Raw genomic sequence first — 1522 nt, 5'->3', positions numbered from 1 at the left:
CGTCCCCGCCACCCGGCCCGCGCCTGCTCGGGCCGCTCCTGGCCGAGCTGCGGGCCGCTCGCGGCTGGAGCCAGCAGCGGGTCGCCGCCGAGCTGTGCGCCGCCGCCGGCGTGCCGACCCTGACCCGCCACGAGGTGTCCCGGTGGGAGCGGCAGCGCCGGCTCCCCGGCGACTTCTGGTCCGGCTGGCTGGCGGTGGTCCTCGGGGTGCCGGGCGAACTGCTCGCCGAGGCCGCCGCGCGCAGCCGCCGCCTCCCCCGGCCCGCGGGCGCGGCTGCCGCGCCGGGTGGCCCGCGCCGGCCGGTCCCGCGCCGCCGGGCGGGCGTGACCGCCGCACCGGGTGGCCCGCGCCGGCCGCCGGCCCGGCCCACGTCGCGCGCGGCACGCCGGGACGGGGGTCGGGCGTGAGCGGCGGGGACCGGCTAGCGTCGTCGGCGTGACCCACGCTGCTCCCGTCTCCCCCGTCGACCGCGCCGGCCTGCGCCAGCGGATCGACAAGGCCCTCACCGAGTTCCTCGCCGGCCAGCGCGGCTGGCTGACCACCCTCGACGACGGCCTGGTGCCGGTCGCCGAGGCCATCGAGGCGTTCGTGCTGGGCGGCGGCAAGCGACTGCGCCCGGCGTTCGGCTACTGGGGCTACCGGGGCGCCGGCGGGGTCGACTCCGACCAGGTGGTCGCGGCCCTGGCCGCGCTGGAGTTCGTGCAGGCCAGCGCGCTGATCCACGACGACCTCATGGACCGGTCGGACACCCGCCGGGGCGAGCCGGCGGTGCACCGGCGGTTCGCCGCCCGGCACCGCGCGGCCGGCTGGAGCGGCGACCCGGACGGGTTCGGCGACGCGGCGGCCATCCTGCTGGGCGACCTCTGCCTCGTGTGGTCCGACGAGCTGCTGCACTCCGCCGGCCTGGACCCGCGCACGGTGGCCCGGGCCCGGCCGGTCTTCGACGAGATGCGCACCGAGGTGACCGTCGGGCAGTACCTGGACGTGCTCACCCAGGCCACCGGCGACACCTCGCTCGAACGGGCCGGCAAGGTGGCCCGCTACAAGTCGGCGAAGTACACCGTCGAGCGTCCGCTGCTGCTCGGCGCCGCGCTGGCCGACGCCCCGGCCGAGGTGCACGCGGCCTACTCGGCGTACGGGCTGCCGCTGGGCGAGGCGTTCCAGCTCCGCGACGACGTGCTGGGGGTGTTCGGCGACCCGGAGCGCACCGGCAAGCCGGCCGGCGACGACCTGCGCGAGGGCAAGCGGACCTACCTGGTGGCCGCGGCCCTCGAGGCGCTCGACGACGCCGGCCGGGAGCTGCTGCTGGGCGGGCTCGGCGATCCCGGGCTGGACGCCACCGGGGTGGCCCGCCTGCGCGAGCTGATCACGGCGAGTGGCGCGCTGGAGCGCACCGAGCGGCGCATCACGGCCCTCACCGAGAGCGCCCTGGCGGCCCTGACGACGGTCGACCTGGACACCGAGGCCCGCCAGTCCCTGGTCGACCTGGCCATCGCCGCCACCCGCCGCACCGACTGACCCC

General features: G+C 78.6%; 2 protein-coding genes. Both read left to right on the top strand.

The genetic code is table 11. From position 1 onward, the window contains the following. Nucleotides 1-407 (top strand): helix-turn-helix domain-containing protein (locus F8274_RS30580; protein WP_151465864.1); only part of this gene is annotated, 407 nt, incomplete at its 5' end. 28 nt (nt 408-435) lie between these two features. Then, nucleotides 436-1518 carry a polyprenyl synthetase family protein gene (locus tag F8274_RS30575; RefSeq protein WP_151465861.1) on the top strand — a complete coding sequence of 361 codons (1083 nt, stop codon included), beginning with the start codon at nt 436-438 and terminating at the stop codon, nt 1516-1518. Nucleotides 1519-1522: the final 4 nt, after the last annotated feature.

It is taken from the genome of Micromonospora sp. AMSO31t (assembly GCF_008868175.1).
Lineage (GTDB): Bacteria > Actinomycetota > Actinomycetes > Mycobacteriales > Micromonosporaceae > Micromonospora.
Note: the sequence above shows the minus strand (reverse complement) of the source record. Positions and strands in the feature narration are given on the sequence as shown.